This is a genomic window from Nocardia tenerifensis NBRC 101015 (assembly GCF_000308715.1).
Classification (GTDB): Bacteria; Actinomycetota; Actinomycetes; order Mycobacteriales; family Mycobacteriaceae; genus Nocardia; species Nocardia tenerifensis.
In genome coordinates, this window is sequence record NZ_BAGH01000570.1 from 1 (window position 1) to 17,367 (window position 17,367).

Genomic DNA, 17,367 nt, shown 5'->3' on the forward strand with positions numbered 1-17,367 from the left:
AGCGCCTCGCGCGACAGGATTCCGTTGCGCGCGAACACCTCCTCGACGCCTGCGGCCCTCGGCAGGTTGCGGAACACGTACAGGGTGTCGAACAGCGTCGGATAACCCGCGGCACGCTGAATCCGGCCGAGGCCGAGCTGCTGGTGCTCGACCAAGCCGCCCTGCTCCCGCTGCATCCGTCGCAGCAGGTCGAGCAGCGACTCACCGGGCCGGACCCGAAGCCGGACCGGAACGGTGTTGAGCACCAGCCCGATGATGCGTTCCCAGCCGGGGACCTCCGGAGAGCGACCCGACACGGTCGAGCCGAAGACCACGTCGTCCAGGCCGGTGCTCGCCCGTAGCGCGAGACCCCAGGCCGCGGACACCACGGTCGACAGGGTGACCCGGCCGTGCCCGGCCAGCGCGCGCAGCGCGGCGGAGGTGTCCGGCGTGAGCTCGATCGAGCTGCGCTCCGGCAGCACCGACCGCGTCCCCGCGCCGGAGCCGAGCAGCGTGGGCTGATTCAGCTCGGCGAGGTATGCGCGCCAAGCTTTTTCGGCCGCGTCCTGATCGAGCCCGGCCAGCCAGCGCAGCTGGTCGCGGAAGTCGGCGGCGGGCGGGAGCGCCGCGTCCAGCCGGTCGGCGACGCCGCTCGCGGCCTGTTCGTAGAGCATGAACAGCTCGCTGAACATCACCGACATGGACCAGCCGTCGATCAGCAGGTGATGCAGCGTGAAGATCGCGCGCGTCGTGCCGTCGGGCAGGCGGGCCAGCAGGAGCCGGATCAGCGGCGGCGCGGCGAAGTCGAACGGAGCACCGTATTCCTCGACCGCCAGCGCCCGCACCGTCGCCTCGACGTCCGCCGAGGGGGTCGCGGTGAGATCGATGTCGCGGCACGGGGTTGCCCACTTACCCGGGACGAACTGCACCGGCGCGGCAAAGCCGACGTGCGTGAAGCCTGCGCGCAGATTCGAGTGCCTGCGCAGCATGGCGTCCAGGGCGGCACGCAAATCCGCTGTGCGCGGCGGCTTTTCGGCCGAGAAGAGGAAGCCGACCTGCATGTGGTAGGCGTCGGATCCGCTGGCGCTGTCCACGACCGACTGGAAGTACATGCCCTCCTGCAGCGGTCCGAGCGGCAGCACCTCCTGCCAGCCCTGGCACAGCGTGTCCAGTCGCCGGCGCTGCTCGTCGTCCACCGCGACGAGCTCCGTCGCCACCGGCGTCTCGATCGCCACCGGCGTTGCGGCCGCGGCCAATTCGCCGAGGGTCGGGTGTTCGAAGACCTCCGCGACGCTGAACGCCAGCCCGTACCGGCGGGCGACGGTCGCCAAGCGCACCGATCCGAGGTCGTCGCCGCCCAGGGCGAAGAACGCGTCGTCCGGGCCCGGCTCCGGAATACCGAGCACCGCTGCGGCCACGGCACAGAGGGTGCGTTCGGCCGCGGTGCGCGGCACCCGTCGCGCGGCTGCCCGCGCGGGCTCCGGCAGCGCGGAGCGGTCCACCTTGCCGGTGAGGGTCAGCGGTAACGCGTCGAGCACCGTGATCGCCTGCGGCACCATGTATTCGGGCAGGGTCGCCGCGACGTCGGCGCGCACCGAGGCCGGGTCGAGCCGCACGCCCGGCCGCGCGACCACATAACCGAACAGTCGGCCGGTGCCCGCACGATCGGCCCGCACCGCGGCGGCCGCGCGGGCCACCCCGTCGCTCGCCCGCAGCGCGGCCTCGACCTCGCCGAGCTCGATCCGGAAGCCGCGGACCTTCACCTGGTCGTCGATGCGCCGCAGGTACTCCAAGCGGCCGTGCCGAAGCCGGACCAGATCACCGGTGCGGTACAACCGCTCCCCCGCGAACTCGGGGTCGGGGACGAATCGGGCCGCGGTCAGCGCCGGCTTGCCGAGGTATCCGCGACCCACCTGGGGCCCACCGATATACAGCTCACCCGCGACGCCGTCCGGCACGGGCCGCAGATGCTCGTCGAGCACGCGGGTATGGACGTCGGCCCACGGCGCGCCGATGGTGACCGGGTCACCCGCCGCCAGGTCACTGGCCGTGGCCCAGACCGTCACCTCGGTGGGGCCGTAGACGTTGCGCACCGAGTGGCAGCGCGCGACCATCGCCGCCGCCAGGTCGGCGGGCAGAGCCTCACCGCCGATCAGTGCGCGGACGCCGCCGAGCCGGGCGGCGTCCTCGTGCTCGACCAGCACCCGCCACAGCGCGGGCGTGGCCTGCACCACCGTCGCGGCGCTGTCGACGATCAACGTGTGCAACGCGTCCGGGTCGCGCACGGTCGCCCGGTCGGCGAGCACCACCGTCGCGCCCACGGTCAGCGGCAGCAACAGCTCCAGCCCCGCGATGTCGAAGGAGACCGTCGTCAAGGCGACGACGCGGTCCCCGCGCCCGATCCAGCCGCTGCCGACCGTCTCGGCGAACGTGGCCAGGTTCGCGGTGGAGATCAGCACGCCCTTGGGTTTACCGGTCGATCCGGAGGTGTAGATGACGTACGCCAGGTGTGCGCCCACGGGCCGCGGCTGCGGAATCGCCGAAGTGTCCACAGGGGTTTCGTCATCGGTGCAGACCAGGGCCGAGCGGTCCGCAGGTATCCGGTCCGCGAGGTCGGAGCTGGTCAGCACGCAGGCGGGGCCGGCGTCCGCGAGCATGTAGGCAAGACGCTCGGCCGGGTAGTCCACATCGAGCGGCAGGTAGGCGGCGCCGACCCGCAGCACGGCGAGCAGCCCGGCGACCAGGTCCGTCGTGCGTGCGAGCGCGACCCCGACCAGATGCTCCCGGCCCGCACCGGCGGCGAGCAGCCGAGCGGCCAGCTCGTCGACCCGTGCGTCGAGTTGCGCGTACGTCATCGGCCGGCCGTCGCTGATCACCGCGACGGTGTCGGGGAACTCGCGTACCTGTTCGGCGAAGCGCGCGGCGACACCCGGTGGGGTCAGCGCGCGCCGAGCCGGGTCACGACTCGGATCCGATTGGGCGAGAGCGGTATCGAAGACGCCGGCGGCCGGATCGCGCACGATCCGGTCGAGCATGGCGAGCAGTCCGTCGAGCAGCGCATCGGCGGTCGCGGGGTCGAACAGGTCGGCGTCGACCGTCAGCTCGAGCATCGGCGACCGGCGCTCCACCGCATCGACGAGTCGCACCGCCACGTCGAAGAGCGTTGTGCCGGTGTCGGATGCGAGGGGCTCGACGGTGAGTCCGTCGAGGCTCGGCGGGTTCGGTGCGGATTCGTAGGCGACCAATGTCTGGGTGAGCGGATGCTTGGCCCGCGAACGGGGCGGGGATACCGCGTCCACCACCCGTTCGAACGGCACGTCCCGATGTGCGTGGGCTTCCAGTGCGGCGGCGCGCACGCGGTGCAGCAGGTCAGTGAAGGTCGGTCGTCCGGACAGATCGCAGCGGACCACGACGGTGTTGACGAAATTGCCGATGGTGTCGGCGAATTCGGACGGATCGCCGTCGCCGAGCACGCTGTCTCGATGCGAAGCGGTGGCGCCCAACGGAATATCACGGCCCGCGCCGAAAGACGACCAGGTCACGGCGACGGCGGTCAGCAGTACCACCGCCGGGTCGACGCTTTGCCCGGCGCACAGTTCGGTGATCGCCGTGCGTAATTCGTCGGTGAGCGGCCTGGCCACGACGTACCCGCGATGCGCGGATTCGACCGGACGCGAATGATCGAGCGGCAGGTCCACCTCGGCGGGCAGACCTTCGAGTCGCTCCTGCCAGTAGGACAGCTGGTCGGCGTAGGCGGACTCGTCCTCGCGACGGCGTTCCCGCGCCGCGTAGCGGAGATAGTCCGAGGGAGCCGAATCCCATTGCGGTGCTTCACCGCTCAGTCGTGCCCGGTAGGCGGTGCCGAGATCGCCGAACAACGGGCGCAGCGAGGCCGCGTCGAAGGCGATGGCGTGCACGACCACGATCAGGACATGCTCGTCGGGCGCCACCACGAGCAGCGTCGCCCGCGCGGGGGCCTCGGCGGTGATGTCCGCCGGGACGGCCAGGCACGCGGTGATCGCGGCGTCCACGCCTGCCCGAGACACCGCGCGCACGTCGAGCACTGCCTGCTCGGCGTCGAGCAGCCGGGCGGTCGCTGCTCCGAGCGCGTCCGGCGGATAGCCGGTGCGCAGCGCGGAATGCCTGGTCAGCACGTCACCCCACGCCGCGGCGAGCGCATCGCCGTCGAGGCGACCGCGCACCCGCACGACCTGCGCGACGTCGTAGGCGGTGGACGGGCCTTCCAGCTGGCGCAAGAACCACAGACGTTCCTGCGCCGGGGACAGCAGCGCGGCCGGACCGCCACTCGGCAGCACGCCGACATCTGTTCCGAGTGACTCGGAGGTCGTTGTGCCAGCGGGCGAATCGTCCGCGGCGTGCCGAATCCCGAACCGGTGCGGATCGAGCTGCGCGCGCACCGCCAGTTCGCTCGGTGTCGGCGCGTCGAAGACGTCGGTGATGGCCACCCGGATACCGACCCGGCGCAACTGGCCGACCAACCGCATGGCGGTCAGCGAATGCCCGCCGAGCGCGAAGAAGTCGTCGTCGGCGCCGACCGACTCGACCTCGAGCACGCTCGCCGAGCACTCTCGAATCGCTTCCAGCACATCGGTGTTCGCGGCGCTCCCGGGCACCCGGGGAAGCGCCGGCTTCTCGCGCACCGGCGCGGTGCGGACCGGCTCCGCCGATCTCGACAGGTCGACCAGCGCACCGGCCGCGGTGTCCTCGGCGTCGATCAGCGTCGGCAGGATCCGCGCCAGCCGTTCGACGATCCGGTCGGCCGTCTGGTCCGCGACGGCGGCGCGATCGTGGTACAGCACCAGTTCCAGCCGGTCGCCGGGCGGCGCCAGCAGGGTGAGCGGGTAGTGGGTGAGGCCGTGGTTGTAGAACCCGGTGATGCGCAGCTCGTGCGAGTCCGGCTGCCGCGGTTCGGAGTTCGGGAAGTTCTCGAACACGACCAAGGTGTCGAAGAGCTGCCCGAGCCCGGCGGCGCGCTCTACCTCGGCGAGGCTCGCCTGCTCGAATTCCTGCATGGCGAACTGTGTTTCCTGCAGTTCGGCGAGCTGGTCGAGCAGCGGTCGCTCCGGCGTGAGGCGACAGCGGACCGGAATGGTGTTGGTGAACAGGCCGACCATGCCCTCGACGCCGGGCAGCTCGGCGGGGCGGCCGGACACCGTCGCGCCGAACACCACGTCCGCGCGGCCGGTGAGTTCCGCGAGCACGAGCGCCCACGCGCCCTGCACCAGGGTGTTCACCGTCAGCCCGCGCCGCCGCCCGAGCGCGGCGAGTTCTACGCCGCAGGTCTGCGACAACGGCACCGTGTGCTGCCGAACGTCGCGCGCGCCGGTCGATTCCGTGCCCACAGTGCTCGGCGCGGCGAGTCCGGCGAGGCGGGTGGCCCAGGCTTCGCGCATCTCGTCGCGGTCCCGGCCCGCCATCCACGCGAGGTAGTCGCGGTAGTGGGCCGGCGTGGCCAGCGCGGAGTGGTCGTCGTGGTAGAGGGCCAGCAGTTCGCGCAGGATGATCGGCGTCGACCACCCGTCGGTCAGCAGGTGGTGCGCGTTGAGCACCAGCCGGTGGTTGTCGCCGGGCAGCCGAATCAGCAAGCCGCGCAGCATCGGCGAGCGATCGACCACGAAATGATGCTGGGCTGCCTCGGCTTCCAGCCGCTCGGCCGCCGCGACCGCGGCGCGCACGGGCAGCGCGGACAGATCCACGTGCCGCCACGGCACCGCGATCGTCCGGGGAATGGCCTGCACCGGCTGATCCAAGGCCGAATAGTCGAAGGCGGCACCGAGATTGGGGTGCCGGGCCACGACACCGTCGAAGGCCCGCTCCAGCCGCCGCGCATCGAGCGGACCGGTCAGGTCGATGCGCGCGGTGAGGGTGTAGGCGTCGGCGGCGCCGTCCCGGATCGCGTGGAACAGCAGCCTTCCTGAAGCGGCGAGAGCGGCAGCAGCGCGGCGAGCGGCCCGTGCACCGCCTCGAGCTCGTCGATCGCCTCCTGCGTGGCGGGGACCTCCGGGCAATCGGCGGGGGTCAGACCGCCGTCGAAGAGCACCGCGTGCGCGGCCAGCGCCTCGAGGGCCAGTGCCCAATGCTGTTGCAGCTCGGCGACTTCGCTCGCGCCCAGCACCGCGCCGGCCGCCGTCCACTCCACCGCGAGGCTCGGCGCGCCCTGCTCGTGGACGAAGGCGTTGAGCGCCAGCACGTCCGACAACGCCTTCGCCTTCGGCTCGAACACCGAGAACGGGTCCTGTTCCGGCAGACGCCATCCGGTGCCCGGCGAGGCCGCGAAACGGCCGAGGTAGTTGAGCAGCAGTTCCGGGGCCGCCTTGCCCGCGAGCACCGGTGCGGTCCGCGGGTCCAGGTACCTGAGCACGCCGTAGCCGACGCCGCCGTCGGGGACCGCGCGCTTGGCCTCCTTCACCGCCCGCAGCAGCCGCCCGGCGGCGGCGCCACCGGCGAGCGCCTCGGAAAGCTCTGTCTCGGTGTCGATTCCGGTAGCCGGAGCCCAGATGGGATATTCGCTGGTGAACCAGCCGACCGTGCCCGCGAAGTCGGTGTCGGCGGTCAGCGGGTCCCGGCCGTGCCCCTCGACGGTGACCGGGCGGCCCGCCTCGAGGGCCTCGCCCCGGCTGTGCCGCCACGAATTCACCGCGAGGATCAGCGCGGCGAGCAGCACCTCGTCGGGCCGCGCGCGATAGGCCGCGGGCAGGGTGCTGAGCACCGCGTCGGTGACCGCCGGCGAGGCGAAAGTGTTGGTGCGCACGGCGGTCCCGGCGAGATCGCGGCTCGGGTCGAGGGCGCGCGCACCGAGCGGGGCCACCGGGTCCGCGCCGAGCGCCGCCTGCCAGTGGTCGAACTCCGATTCGCGCGTCCCCGCCGCACCGGCCTCGGCCAGCAGGGTGGCGTAGCGCCGCCACGAACTGCCCTTGGGCGCGGGATCGACCGCTCGCCCCTCGGCCACGGCCGTGCACGCCGCGTGCAGCTGCGGAAGCAGCACGCGCCACGAAATCCCGTCCATCACGAGGTGATTGGCCACCACGATCAGCCGATCCGGCTCGTCCCGCGCGGTACGCACCAGCGCGACGCGCAGGCAGTGACCGCGGGCCGGGTCCAGCTGTTCGGCGAGTTCCTCGGCCAGCGAGGCGATTTCGTCTTGCTCCCGCGACGACGTCTCGACGACGAGATCTGCCGCGCGGACCGAACCGGGCGCGCCGATCGTCAATGTCGGTTCCAGCCCGCTCGTTTCGAGCACCGAGCGCAGGGCATCGTGGTGATCGAGCATCGTCTGCACCCCGGCGACGAGATCGTCGAACGCGAGCGGTTCATGCAGGCTGAGCGCGGTCCACTGCGCGTACCCGTCGACCGCCTGCCGGGTCGGGTTGGCGTCGAGCAGCGCACGCACGATCGGCGGCAGGGGCACCGCGCCGGTCGCCTCGTCGGCCGCGACCACGACCGACCCGCCGTCGATGCGTTCGGCGGACGCGGCGATCGAACCCAGATCGCGTTGCGCGAGTAGCGCTTTCGGCGGCACCAGCAGCCCGTGCGCGCGCAGCCGGCTGCTGACGCTGATCGCGGTGATGCTGTCGCCGCCGAGGCCGAAGAAGTCGTCGTCGACGCTCACCGGCGGCCGGCCGAGGGCCTCGGCGACCACGCCGCACAGCGCCCGTTCCTGCTCGGTGCGCGGCGCACGGCCGGTCGAGACCGTCGGCGGCGGAGCGGGCAGCGCCGCGCGGTCGAGCTTTCCGCTGATCGTGACCGGCAACCGGTCGAGCACCACGAGCGCCGAGGGAACCAGGTGATCCGGCACGGACTGCGCCATCGTGCGGCGGAGTTCGCTCGCGTCCGCGATCCGCTGCCCGGACGCGGGCACCAGGTACCCGACCAGTTGTGCGTGGCCGGAGGTATCCCGGATCATCGCGGCCGCGGCGGCGACCCCGGGCAGCGCGCCGAGGATCGCCTCCACCTCGCCCAGCTCCAAACGGAACCCGCGCAACTTCACCTGATTGTCGCCGCGCCCGAGGTATTCGTAGCCGTGCCCCGCCACCCAGCGGGCGCGGTCGCCGGTGCGGTACATCTGATCGCCCGGCCCGCCGAAGGGATCGGCGACGAACCGCTCGGCGGTCAGCGCCTGCCGCCCGAGGTAGCCGCGCGCCAATTGCGGTCCGGCCAGGTACAACTCGCCGATCTCGCCGTCCGGTACCGGCTGCAACGCGTTGTCCAGCAGATAGGTCCCGGTGCCCGCCAACGGGATCCCGATGTAGGGGTCCGCGCCCGTGACGGGCGCGCTGATCGCGTCGACGGTCACCTCGGTGGGGCCGTAGATGTTTCGCGACGACACCCCCGAGCGCACGATGGACTCCCACAGGGCCGGCGGGGCCGCCTCGCCGCCGAGCAGCAGCAGTCGCAGGCGGTGTTCCGCCGCGAGCAGGCCGTGGTCGATCAAGGCCGAGGCCATCGACGGCGTGGTGGCGACCACGTCGATCCGGTCGGCGGCGAACGCCGCCACCTGGGCGGCGGCGTCGCGGAGCACCTCGGTGTCGTAGAGGTGCATCCGGTGCCCGCACAGCAGCCACAGCAGCTGGTCGAAGGAGTCGTCGAAGGAGAAGGACGCGGTGTGCGCCGTGTGCAGCCGACCGCCCGCCGCGGCGTCGGCGTAGATGGTCGACCGGTGGTGGTGCAGCAGATGCGCCGCGCCGCCGCAGCGAACGAGCACGCCCTTGGGCCGTCCGGTGGAGCCGGAGGTGTAGATCACGTAGGCCAGATGTTCGGGGTCGCGCGGCGCGGCCAGCTCCGCCTCGGTCAGCGGACCGTCCGCCTGCTGGCCGATCAGCTCTTGAATCTCGTGGTCCAGCAGCCGAATAGGCGTGGGGCGCGAACCCCCGGCCAGCACCTCGGCCAGGGCGGCATCGGTGAGCACCTGTACCGGGCGCGCGTCGTCGACGATGTCGCGCAGCCGCTCGGCCGGGTGCTCCGGATCGAGCACCAGGTGCGCCCCGCCCGCGTGCTGGACGGCGAGCATCGCGACCACGAGTTCGGCGGTGCGGGGCAACGCGATACCGACGATGTCGTCCGGGCCGACGCCCTTGCCGCGCAGGTACCGAGCCAGCCGATGCACGCGGCGGCCGAGCTCGGCGGTGGTGAGTCGTGTTGTGCCACAGACGAGTGCGACGTGGTCCGGCTGCTCGACGACGAGCCGGTCGAGCGCGGCGCACAGCTCCTCCGGCACACCGGCCAGCGGGCCGCTCGCCCGCGCGGCCAGCACGCGCGCGGCCTCCTCGGGCGCGTACGGCGTGACCCGGCCGATCGGCCGGTCCGTCCCGTCGGTCAGCTCGGTGAGCATCCGGACCAGCGCGGCCATCCGCCGCCGCACCACGTCCTCGCCGACCGAGCGGGCGTCGACCTCGAACCCGAGCTGAATTCGCCCGCCGGACAACGGCGTAACGGTGAGCCCGAGATCCTCCGGCGGACCACCCGCCACATTGCGCAACGTGCCGACGGCTCCGGCGAAGTCGAGGGCGACGTCGAACGCCTTCAGGTTGATCCCGATGCCGTGCAGCAGCGCACCGGTGAACTCGCGGGCCAGGTTCTCGCCGCGGTAACGCTGATGCGCGCGCACCCCGCGCAGCGCGTCGGCGACCCGCTTGCTCAGCTCCGGGAGCCGATCGTGGCTGGACACGGGCAGCCGCAGCGGCAGCACATTGACCGCCATGGACGGCGTCGTCAGGGCGGTGCGGCCGACGCGAGCCATCACCGGCAGGGCGATCACCACGTCGGGGTCGCCGATGAGCCGGTAGATGAATCCGGCGTAGCAGCCGACGAGTACGTCGGCCCAGGTGGTGCCCGAAGCCTCGGCGATCGCGCCGACCCGCTTCATGAACTCGGCGTCGAGCACGGCGCGCGCCTCGTTCGTCCGCTCGGCCGGGCCGTCGGACGGGCTGGTTCGTCCGTCCAGAGCGGGCAACGGCGTCAACAGGTCTCGCCAGTACTCCCGGTCCCGCTCGAAGTCCGGGCCCGCCAGGTACGCCGCCTCCTCGGCGACCAGAGTGGGGATCGTTCCCCACTTGACCGGCGCGACAGTCTTACCGCGCACCAACGCGGTGTAGTGCGCGGCGACCCGGCGCGAGACGAGGGCGGTGCTGTAACCGTCGATGATCAGGTGGTGGTACAGCTGGACGCACCACACCTCGGTGTCGGACAGCCGCAGCAGCGTGTAGGAGAAGAGCTGACGGTCGACCATCGCGCGGCAGTACTCGGCGGCCCGGTGCCGTTCCTCGGCCACTATCCGGTGCGCGGCGGCGGTCGGGTCGGGCTCGGCGCGCAGGTCGACGGTGCCGCGCAACTCGGGCTCGGCGTCGGTGATCCACTGCCGGGGCCCGTCGGGGCCGTCGGCGAAACGCAGTCGCATGGTGTCGGTCTCGGCGATGGTGCGCCGAATCGCCGTCTCCAGCGCCGCGAGGTCGATGGGTTCGGCGCCGGAGATCTCGAGCACCTCGCCGACCAGGTAGCCGAGCATGTCGGGTTCGAGACGCTGCGCGTTCCAGATGCCGAGTTGGGCTCCGGTCAGCGCCAATTCTGCGTGCCCATCCACCGGAATAACCGTCACAACCCATTCCTCAATCTCGAGCCACCTACATTCGAACGCCTGCCGCCGAGTTGCCTCGGTGGCAGGCGCGTCGTGCCGAATTCGCCTGCGTCGCTAGTCGTCCTCGTCTTCGTCGAAGTCGGCTTGGCCGCGCTTCCAGTAGGCAGTCACGTCGGCGTCGCCGGGTTCGGCCCGCAGCACCTCGCGCACCCAGCGCCGCAGCGGCCGCACGACGCCCGCCTCGGCGGCGATGAAGGCGTACACGCGTTCGCCTTCGGGGATCGGCACCGCGCGCACGGCGCGCTCGAGCAGGTCCGAGGTGCCCGGCGCGGCGGCGCCGCGGTGCAGCCACCGCACCTCGACGCCGGCGGGCGCGACCAGGTCGATCTCCTCGGTGGCGTCCACCACCTCGATGAACGCCCACCCGGCCGCGTCCGGCGGCAGCTCCTCGAGCCAGCGGGCGATCGCGGGCAGCGCGGTGATGTCCCCGGCCAGCAGGTAGCGGTCGTAGGTGAACGGCACGATGAGTCCGCCGGGCGGCCCCGCGATGTGCACGCTGGTCCCCGGCGTCGCGGCGACGGCCCACTCGGCGGCGTACCCGCCGGGGTGCACCGCGAAGTCGATGTCGAGTTCCTGAGCGACCGGGTCGTAGCGGCGCACCGTGTACTCACGCGAAATCGGCAGGGGGCGCGGCCATTTCAGGGAGTGGTCGACCTGCTCGGGCAGGCGCAGCGTGCCGTCGGCGTCGGGGAAGATCAGCCGGACGTGTTCGGTGGGCGCGTGAGTCACGAAACCGTCCAGCTCGGGACCGGCGAAGGTCAATCGAAGCAGCCCGGCGCCGATCATCCGCGCGTCGCGCACGGTCGCCGCACGCAGCCCGACCGGGTACGGCACCTTCACCCCGCCCGCGTCCGCGCCGAGCACCTCGGCGATCCGTTCGCGATAGGCGGCTCGGTTCACGGCCGCGCCGATCTTCGTCATGTGCGTGACATCCCTTGCGTTCCTTGGAAATTCGACCAACCAGGTCGAAAGCGCGCCGCGCAGCGCAAACCTGAGGTTAGCCTAACTTAATTTTGGAGACAAGACGGCTGGCCAGACCTCACAGCCGACGGATTGCCGCCGGCGTCACGCGGGCGACCCTCAGCGCGCGGGATTCTTCAGGAAGTGATCGACCACGAGGCGGCCGAGCGTGTAGCCGTTGTCGATGGACAGACGGAAGCCCGCGGACTGCTGCTCGAGATGGTCGAGCACGCTCTGTCCCGGATAGGGCTGATCGAAGTTGCTCACGGTCCGCAGCGACAGATAGCGGTCGAGGTACCCGTGCCGGTCGAGGACCGCGGCGGTGGCGTTGTCCTCCATCTGCGTGGTGCAGTAGGAACCCTGGCCCTTCGTGCGGACGCCCATGATGTGGCGCGCGGTGTCGGAGAGTTCCTTGCCGGAGAACCAGTCGTCGCCGGTCACGGTGTCGCACTTGGCAACCGAGGGCGTCCGGCCCGCCTGGCCGGGGAACAGGGCCCGCTCGGCCGCGGCCTCGGGGCTGTCGGCCAGCGGGGCGTGCTCGGTCAGGCCGAAGGCGGTCTCGATCAGCTGGTCGTTGAGGCGGTAGGCGGCGGTGTTGTAGTCCTCGACCGGGCGGTAGCCGTAGGGCAGGCTCGGCGCCTCGGCCGGGACCAGGTGGTTGCCGAGGTCGAAGTCGACCACCCAGCGCGCCCAGGTGGCGGAGCCGAGGGTGACCTGGTCCGGCGGCGCGCCCGCGGTGCCCACCGTGAGAAAGTGCGCGCCGGTGAAATCCAGCTTCGGGCTGTCGAGCACGGCCATCATGGTGGCCGCCGCGTTGGACTTGCCCTGGCCGGTCTCGGCGACGCACAGGCCCTCGGCATTGCAGTGCACCGGCTTGTACGCGGTGGGCACCTCGACGGTGATCGGCAGCGACTCGCGCCGCAGCCACGGCTCGGCCTCCGGATCGAACATCGTGATGACCAGGACCCCGACCTTGACCGGGCCTGCGCTCGAGTCTCCCCCGCCGCCACAGCCCGCGGCCATGACGACCATCGTGAACACCGTCAACGCGACCAACCAGCGACGTAGAGGCACCGACTGATCGTATGTCACGCCCTTCGCCCGCCTCGCCGAGACCGTGACCTGCGCATACGGCTCGCCGCGCGAACCTGGACCGACCCGGCGGACCCGGAACACCACCCATGTAGGTTGGACGGCAGGTTCTCTTGCGGCACAAGCGAACCACCGGGCCGTCGCTGACCGCGACTTCGGTGGGCCCGCTTGCCCGGGCGATCAGCTGCGCGCTCGGTAGTCGAGAAGTCGGTGGAGCGCGGCGAGGTCCGCGCCGAGTGAAAGGCCCTTCAGCATGACGTCATCGGCGGATTCGAACGCCCGCGCCCACATCGGGGTCACCGGCCTCGCCGTGATGGGCAGCAATATCGCGCGCAACTTCGCCAGGCACGGACACACCGTCGCGCTGCACAATCGCAGCATCGCCAAGACCGACGCGCTGCTCGCGGCGCACGGCGACGAGGGCGATTTCGTGCGCACCGAGACGATCGAGGAGTTCGTCGGCGCGCTGCAGCGCCCGCGCCGGGTGCTGATCATGGTCAAGGCGGGCGAGCCCACCGACGCGGTGATCGAGGAGCTCGCGGCCGCGATGGACGAGGGCGACATCATCATCGACGGCGGCAACGCGCTGTTCACCGACACCATCCGCCGGGAGAAGTCGCTGCGCGAGCGCGGCCTGCACTTCGTCGGCGCGGGCATCTCCGGCGGCGAGGAGGGCGCGCTCAACGGCCCGGCCATCATGCCCGGCGGACCCAAGGAGTCCTACGAGGTGCTCGGCCCGCTGCTCGAGTCGATCGCCGCGCAGGTCGACGGCACGCCCTGCTGCACGCACATCGGCCCGGACGGCTCCGGCCACTTCGTGAAGATGGTGCACAACGGCATCGAGTACGCCGACATGCAGCTCATCGGCGAGGCCTACCACCTGCTGCGCGACGCCCTCGGCTTCGACGCCGAGCAGATCGCCGACGTGTTCACCGGCTGGAACCAGGGCGAGTTGGAGAGCTACCTCGTCGAGATCACCGCCGAGGTGCTCAACCAGGTCGACGCCAAGACCGGCAAGCCGCTGGTCGACGTCATCCTCGACGCGGCCGAGCAGAAGGGCACCGGCCGCTGGACCGTGAAGGCGGCCCTGGACCTCGGCGTTCCGGTGACGGGCATCGCCGAGGCCGTGTTCGCCCGCGCGCTGTCCGGGTCGCGGGGCCAGCGCCGCGCGGCCGTCGGCCTCGCCTCGGGCCGGCTCGCCGACAAGCCGGCCGACGCCGAGCAGTTCACCAAGGACATCGAGCGCGCGCTGTACGCGTCCAAGGTGGTCGCCTACGCCCAGGGCTTCGACCAGATCGCCGCCGCCAGCACCGAATACGACTGGAACCTGCGCCCCGGCGACCTCGCCACCATCTGGCGCGGCGGCTGCATCATCCGCGCCCGCTTCCTCAACCGCATCAAGGACGCCTACGACACCAACGCGCAGCTGCCGAGCCTGATCCTGGATCCGTTCTTCCAAGAGGCCATCGAGAACGCCATCGACAGCTGGCGTCGCGTCGTCGCCACCGCCGTCCAGCTCGGCATCCCCGTCCCCGCGTTCGCGTCCTCGCTCGCCTACTACGACGGCCTGCGCGCCGAGCGCCTGCCCGCCGCGCTGACCCAGGCCCAGCGCGACTACTTCGGCGCGCACACCTACGAGCGCATCGATATGCCGGGCAAGTACCACACCCTGTGGAGCGGCGACCGCTCCGAGATCTCGGCCGACTGACCCACGCCGACGAGCGAGCGCCCGACCGTGCATCGGCCGGGCGCTCGGCGTTTTCGGGATCGAATGTGGACTCGGGTCAGCCGGCCTGGTACTCCACGTCGCACTCGCCGTTGGTGTAGAGCTGGCCTTCGCCGTGGTTGAAAACGCCCAGGTGCAAGGCGATTCGGCCCGGCTTGGTCGCCACCCCGGTGACGGTGAACGTGTTGTCGGGGCCCTGCACCCGGGCGGAGGTGTCCGCGACACCGCTCTTGCCGGTATCGATATTCGCCCAGGTAACGGTAAATTTCTGGTCGTAAGCGTTATCCGAGCCCGCGTCGGTGTGCACGGTGAAGTCGATGACGCCGTTGCTGGAAATCGCGAACACATCGGTGGCGGCCGGCTTCGTGAACGGTTCCTCCGGGACCGGGTAACTCATCGTGCACAGCTTGGCCGACGGATCATTCGGCGCGGCGAAGGCGGCGGGCGCGCCCGCGGCGGTTACCGCGAGGCAGGCGATCGCGGCGATCCGCACAAAGCCGGAGCGGGTACCTGTTTTCATCGAACCATCCCCTCGAGCATCGAAATGTACTGGATGAACGTGGTTGCCGGGCCGGCGAACTGTGGTCGGCGACGTCGGCAACCAGGACGAGCCTAACTCTCGACAATCTGGATTGGCAATGTTTCACAGAGCGAAAGGCGCTCTAGCGAAAGGGATCTCGAGTAGCAAGACGTCAATTCCATTGCGGCACTGAGTTTTCACCGTCCGACCTGCGCGGATTCATTGCCTGCGGACGCTTCACACGCCGGAGGGCCGCCATTGTCCGGTGCGCCCGTTTCGGCGATCGACCGACCGGTCCGACCTGGCACACTGTGATCCGCGACACGATTTTCACGAAAATTGCTGGCAGCTTGCGGAAATTCCGGTCGCTCTTCGGCATCGAGACAGCCGCATTTTGCACGCCAGGCGCGAATTCTGCGATCCGGCGCGGCATCATGTCAGATATGCGCGTACTTATTCAGCTTCGCCCGCCCGTCGATCTGATTACCGCAGTGGCCGATCGTGACGTTCCGGTGGCCTCCGCCGATGTTGCCGGGAAACTGCCCGGTCTCGAATTGGATCCCGACTTCGAACCCGTCGCGGTGCCGAAAACCGTTCCGGGGGCGACCATTAGAGACCGGATACGTTATTCACTGGCACCGCAGCACGCGTCGGTGCTCGTGCGCGGCGAGGTCGACGACGACGGCATCGCCGACAGCGTGTCGCGAATTTCCGCGACGCGGGACGTCACCGGAATTTTCGCGGACCCGGCCATCCAGACCAACCTCACGTGTGGCGACACACCCGCGGTCGGCACCTGGCACGACGTCGAAACCCTGCTGCACCAAGAGGATTTGGCGGCCGCCGGGCTGGACGGCGCGTCGGTGGCGCTGGCCATCGTCGACACCGGCATCAACGCCGCGCAGGTGGAGCAGGCGCGCGGCGCCCCGGTGACCATCGACGCGGCGCGCAGCTGGAACCCGCCGGGGGTGAGCGGCACGCCGGGCGAGTTCCCGGTGGACCACGGCTCGATGTGCGCGTTCGACGCGCTCATCGCCGCGCCGCGCGCCACGCTGCTCGACCTTCCGGTGCTGCAGAGCAAACAGCAGGGCGGCACCGTGATGGAGGGCCTGCTCTCCGACGCCCTCGCCGCCTACGCCCATCTGCGCACGGTGCTCACCGATCAGCCCGCCGCGTCGCGCGCCCTGGTGATCAGCAACAGCTGGGGTTCGTTCTCGCCGGACTGGGATTTCCCCGTCGGGAATCCGGGGAACTACTCGGATAATCCGTCCCACCCGTTCAATATCATCGTCGGCTCGCTGGAAGCGGCGGGGGCCGATATCGTGTTCGCCGCGGGCAATTGCGGACGCCAGTGCCCGGACGGTCGCTGCGCCTACACGGACAAGCCGATCGGCGGGGCGAACTCGCACCCGAGTGTCCTGTCCGTCGCCGGCGTCGACATCGCCGGACAGCGGGTGGGCTACTCGTCCCAGGGGCCGGGCCGGCTGACCGAGCGCAAGCCGGATATCTGCGCCTACACCCATTTCCTCGGGTCGACCGCGTTCGGACCCACCGAACCGGACACCGGCACCTCCGCGGCGTGCCCGGTCGCGGCGGGGCTGTTGACGGCGATTCGCACGGAGTGGTCGGCCACCGAGCTGCCGCCCGCGCAGCTGCGAACGCTCTTGCAGCGCACCGCGATTGCCCAGGCCGGCGGCTACAATTACGACTACGGATACGGTGTCGCCGACGCCGCGGCGATCCTCGCGGAGCTGAAACGACCGGCTGCCCGCGCGTAACGTAGGGGGAATGCCGCTTCTCACCATTCGTCTCCCGAGAGAGGCGACCTTGGACGCCGCCCTGCGGGAGTTGCATCTCACCGCCGACGACGTCGACACCGCCTACGGCCTGGTCGCAGTGGATCCAGAACAGGGTCTGTACGCGCTACGGGTGACCGATGCGGCCGCGGCACGCATGGGCACCGACGGGTCCGGCGTCCAGGTCTTCGCCGACCCGCGCATCGGGCCGGGGAACGGATCGGTGCGCGATCCGAGACCCCGTGCGTGAGAAGCGCTTTCGTCGAACCCTCGATGCCGCCGCGCCCGCAGCTATCGAACTATCGAGTCCGCCCAATCGATGACGGCGGCCCGGTATTCGGCGGTGTTGGGTGCGAGATTCACCGAGTGTCCGCTGCCGGGCAGCACGAAGGTCCGCAGCTTCGCGGCGGGCGTGAAGTACGGCGCCTCCGCGGCCTGCAGCGTCGCGTTGTCGGCGCAGATGGCGAAGTCCGGCCCGCAGGACAGGATGTCCTTGCCGCCGTTGACCACCAGGGTCGGCGCCGTGATGGCGCTGGACATGCCGGGCAGCGTGGAGGTCAGCCCGTCCGGGTACTCGGTGAGCGAGAAGGTCTCCTTGGTCGCCTCGTCGGCCGCGACCACCCGCGGGTCGAAACTTGTCCGG

7 protein-coding genes and 2 pseudogenes are annotated in these 17,367 nt (G+C 70.9%); 3 read left to right on the forward strand and 6 right to left on the reverse strand.

Features of this window, described 5'->3' with window-relative positions; genetic code table 11:
- From ON39_RS50945 to ON39_RS37435, 4 genes and pseudogenes are all read right to left on the reverse strand, one after another.
- Nucleotides 1–6,008: non-ribosomal peptide synthetase (locus ON39_RS50945; RefSeq protein ID WP_373283768.1), on the reverse strand; the 6,008-nt coding region annotated here is incomplete at its 3' end.
- Nucleotides 6,009–6,025: 17 nt separating this feature from the next.
- Nucleotides 6,026–10,501 (reverse strand): annotated as a pseudogene (locus ON39_RS50950) (amino acid adenylation domain-containing protein); the annotation flags it as partial.
- Between the two features lie 183 nt (nucleotides 10,502–10,684).
- Nucleotides 10,685–11,551 (reverse strand): siderophore-interacting protein, encoded by an 867-nt coding sequence (locus ON39_RS37430; RefSeq protein ID WP_040741256.1) that lies wholly within the window; start codon nucleotides 11,549–11,551, stop codon nucleotides 10,685–10,687.
- Between the two features lie 159 nt (nucleotides 11,552–11,710).
- The gene (locus ON39_RS37435) at nucleotides 11,711–12,664 is read right to left on the reverse strand and encodes a purine-nucleoside phosphorylase (protein WP_040741259.1); all 954 of its coding nucleotides are present in this window, start codon (nucleotides 12,662–12,664) and stop codon (nucleotides 11,711–11,713) included.
- Between the two features lie 271 nt (nucleotides 12,665–12,935).
- Here ON39_RS37435 and gnd point away from each other — a divergent pair, with 271 nt between their 5' ends.
- Nucleotides 12,936–14,390, forward strand: coding sequence for an NADP-dependent phosphogluconate dehydrogenase (gene gnd, locus ON39_RS37440; RefSeq protein ID WP_040741257.1), 1,455 nt, complete (start codon nucleotides 12,936–12,938; stop codon nucleotides 14,388–14,390).
- A gap of 76 nt (nucleotides 14,391–14,466) precedes the next feature.
- Here gnd and ON39_RS37445 read toward each other — a convergent pair whose 3' ends face one another.
- Nucleotides 14,467–14,928, reverse strand: coding sequence for a hypothetical protein (locus ON39_RS37445; RefSeq protein WP_146251062.1), 462 nt, complete (start codon nucleotides 14,926–14,928; stop codon nucleotides 14,467–14,469).
- 491 nt (nucleotides 14,929–15,419) lie between these two features.
- Between ON39_RS37445 and ON39_RS37450 the strand changes: the two genes are divergently transcribed.
- Together ON39_RS37450 and ON39_RS37455 are read left to right on the forward strand one after the other, a co-directional pair.
- Nucleotides 15,420–16,706, forward strand: coding sequence for a S8/S53 family peptidase (locus ON39_RS37450; RefSeq protein WP_246002806.1), 1,287 nt, complete (start codon nucleotides 15,420–15,422; stop codon nucleotides 16,704–16,706).
- 10 nt (nucleotides 16,707–16,716) lie between these two features.
- On the forward strand, nucleotides 16,717–16,974 hold the full coding sequence (locus ON39_RS37455) for a hypothetical protein (protein WP_040741258.1): 258 nt from the start codon (nucleotides 16,717–16,719) through the stop codon (nucleotides 16,972–16,974).
- Between the two features lie 41 nt (nucleotides 16,975–17,015).
- Here ON39_RS37455 and ON39_RS37460 read toward each other — a convergent pair.
- Nucleotides 17,016–17,367, reverse strand: a pseudogene (locus ON39_RS37460) (alpha/beta hydrolase); the annotation flags it as partial.

Excerpts from the sequence above, each read along its gene's own strand:
- ON39_RS37430 (WP_040741256.1), bottom strand. The coding sequence starts at position 11,551 with ATGACGAAGATCGGCGCGGCCGTGAACCGAGCCGCCTATCGCGAACGG.
- gnd (WP_040741257.1), top strand. The coding sequence starts at position 12,936 with ATGACGTCATCGGCGGATTCGAACGCCCGCGCCCACATCGGGGTCACC.
- ON39_RS37445 (WP_146251062.1), bottom strand. The coding sequence starts at position 14,928 with ATGAAAACAGGTACCCGCTCCGGCTTTGTGCGGATCGCCGCGATCGCC.
- ON39_RS37455 (WP_040741258.1), top strand. The coding sequence starts at position 16,717 with ATGCCGCTTCTCACCATTCGTCTCCCGAGAGAGGCGACCTTGGACGCC.